The organism is Aldersonia kunmingensis (assembly GCF_001646865.1).
GTDB lineage: Bacteria > Actinomycetota > Actinomycetes > Mycobacteriales > Mycobacteriaceae > Aldersonia > Aldersonia kunmingensis.
Genome location: NZ_LRRB01000211.1, coordinates 1 through 2,909 on the forward strand (window position 1 = coordinate 1; position 2,909 = coordinate 2,909).

A 2,909-nucleotide genomic window follows, 5' to 3' on the forward strand; every position below is an offset into this window, starting at 1 on the left:
TCGACGGCGCAATGCAACTCGGCAAGGGCGGCCTGTCCGCACTCGATCAGGTGTGGCAGGGCATCGCTGCCGACAGTGCACAGCAGCAGGGACGCACGATGCAGGCCGACGGCACCGAATCGTCGCAGCAGGCCTCGGATATCGCCACGGTGACCCGCGACGCCGCGGCGGTCGTACAACGCGGCAATGCCGAACTGACCGCGATTCTCGACGCCTTCGTCGCCAAGGCCACCGCCTTCGTGCCGGTCGCGCTCACCCCGCCCGGCCAGGCTGCCTTGATCGCCACGGCAACCGAGTCGCTCGGCCAGGCGCTCGCCGTCGTGTCCCGGACCCGTGGCGAACTCGCCGGTCCTACGGCGGCCATGGCTGCGCTGGCCGGCCCATTGCTGGGCACCGGAACCGGCCAGTCGCCGATGGCGATCGCATCGAAGGTGCTCGAGTCAGTTGGCGAGCCGGTTATTTCCACCGTCACCGAGGGCATTCGCACCATCACCGAGTCGCCGATGTTCCCAGGCAACGCGGAAGGCGATGCAGCCTCGCCCGACGCGAGCGGTCAAACCCACGCGGCCGGCGTGGGCGGCGGGCACTCCGGCGGCGGCGGAATCGGCGGCGGTCTGGGCACAGCACCGTTGTCGACGCCCTCGCTCGGCGGCACAGGCGCAGTGGCTGCGACCGCAGGCTACGGTCCCACCGGCTTCGCAGGATCGGGTGTCCTTGGCGCCGTGCCCGGCGGCGGGATGATGGGCCCCATGGCAGGCGCCCGACCCGCGGGCGGTGGTGAAGACACCGTGCGCAACTCGCCCGGCTACCTCAATGCGGTGACCGATGCCAATGGGGTCGTCGGCGATCTGCCGCAGGTGGTGTCGCCCGTGCTCGGGGCCGCATACGACGACCTCTGATACGTATTTCGGACCGTCGCCAGGCACACGCCGGCGGCGGTCCTACGGATCGAGAAGCCCGGCGACCTCGGCGTCGGACAACGTCGTGAAATTCGCTCTGCCCGAATCGCGGACCGCCCGCACCGCCGCATAGAGCGGACGCTCGTCGAGTCCCGCCTCACGGGCCTCGGCGCGCAACTGCTGCACCAGCACCGACGACACTGCCGCCGCGGCGGCGAGTTCACTCGACGCGAGCGCGTCTGCGAGCTTTCTCAGTGCCAGTACGCCGAGTTCGGCGCCGCCAGTGTCGGTGTAGAGAGCCAGCGGCACGGTCACCGACTTATTGCCGTCGCCGATCCGAAGCGATACTTGGCTAACCCGCGCGGTCCGCACCTGCAACTCGGCGCTTACTGCCTGCGCGACATCGAGGGTGCGATAGCCGAGTGCCCGGCGGGCATGAATCACCGTGCCGGACATCCACTTTCGCCGCCGCATCGCGAGCATTGCCGAGATCCCGGTCGGCCCCCCGATGATCACGCCCACCAGGATCCCAATCGGCCACGAAGCCACCGCGCCCACCACCACCGCGGCGAGGACGCCGATGCCGGCAGCTACCAGCGCCACCGTACGCAGACGCGGAACGACCAGCGCGGGGTCGATGAGGTCGAGTTCCGTCCGCTGATCAGGCTCCGGCAAGGAGTTCTCCGACGGTCTCAACCGCCCGAGCCAGCTCGATATCGCGCTGGTCGCCGGTCTGCAGGTCCTTGAGCCCGACGGTGCCCGCCTCGATATCCCGATCGCCAAGCACCAGGGCGTACTTCGCCCCGGACTTGTCGGCGGCCTTCATCGCGCCCTTCAGGCCGCGTCCGCCGTAGGCGAGATCGACCGAGACGCCGTTGGCCCGCAGCCGGTGCGCGAGCACGATGAGCTCGGCCCTGGCTTCGTCTCCGAGCGGTACACCGAAGACCTCGCACCGCGCCGGATCACCGGCGGACTTGCCCTCCGCCGCGAGAGCAAGCAGCGTGCGGTCGATGCCAAGCCCGAAGCCGATCCCGGACAGCGGCTGGCCGCCGAGTTGTGCCATAAGCCCGTCGTACCGACCACCGCCACCGATGCCCGACTGGGCGCCGAGACCGTCGTGCACGAACTCGAACGTCGTCTTCGTGTAGTAATCCAGCCCGCGGACCATCCTGGGGTTGACCACGTACGGCACTCCGAGCCGGTCCAGGTGGCCAAGGACCTCGTCGAAATGCGCCTTCGCAGAGGCGGACAGGTGATCGATCATCAGCGGCGCGTCCGCGGTCATCTCCCGGACCTGCGGGCGCTTGTCATCGAGAACGCGCAGCGGGTTGATCTCCGCCCGTCGCCGTGTCTCCTCATCGAGATCGAGGCCGAACAGGAACTCCTGCAGCAGGGCGCGGTACTCCGGGCGGCAGGTGTCGTCACCGAGCGAGGTGATCTCCAACCGGAACCCGTCGAGGCCGAGGCTGCGGAAACCGGTATCGGCAATCGCGATCACCTCGGCATCGAGCGCCGGATCGTCCACACCGATCGCCTCGACACCGACCTGCTGCAACTGGCGGTACCGTCCCGCCTGCGGCCGCTCGTAGCGGAAGAACGGGCCGTTGTAGCTCAGCTTCACCGGCAGCTGCCCGCGGTCCAGACCGTGCTCGATTACCGCACGCATAACACCCGCCGTACCCTCCGGCCGCAGCGTGACGCTGCGATCGCCGCGGTCGGCGAAGGTGTACATCTCCTTGCTCACCACGTCGGTCGACTCGCCCACACCGCGGGCGAACAGCCCGGTGTCCTCGAAGATCGGCAACTCGATATGGCCGTACCCTGCGAGACGGGCGGCGCGCGTGAGTGCGTCTCGGACCGCCACGAAACCGGCGGAATCGGGCGGCAAATAGTCGGGCACGCCCTTCGGCGCGGCGAATGCGTTCGGCTTGCTCACGATGATCAAGCCTAGGCGTTGCCGGTCTGTCAGCGACGTCTCAGGTCGTAATGGCAGACTCATACCCCGCGCGG

At 68.8% G+C, this 2,909-nt stretch carries 2 protein-coding genes and 1 pseudogene; 1 reads left to right on the forward strand and 2 read right to left on the reverse strand.

The window, feature by feature from the left end:
* A pseudogene (locus A8G08_RS27530) lies at nucleotides 1–899 on the forward strand (hypothetical protein); the annotation flags it as partial.
* A gap of 42 nt (nucleotides 900–941) precedes the next feature.
* Here the strand turns inward: A8G08_RS27530 and A8G08_RS16585 are convergent.
* Both A8G08_RS16585 and hisS read right to left on the reverse strand, forming a co-directional pair.
* A complete protein-coding gene (locus A8G08_RS16585) occupies nucleotides 942–1,574 on the reverse strand; it encodes a hypothetical protein (protein ID WP_068276351.1) in 633 nt (210 codons plus the stop codon).
* Entirely contained in the window at nucleotides 1,561–2,835 is a 1,275-nt protein-coding gene (gene hisS, locus A8G08_RS16590) for a histidine--tRNA ligase (RefSeq protein WP_068276354.1), read from the reverse strand. The genes A8G08_RS16585 and hisS overlap by 14 nt, the downstream gene beginning before the upstream one ends.
* Nucleotides 2,836–2,909: the final 74 nt, after the last annotated feature.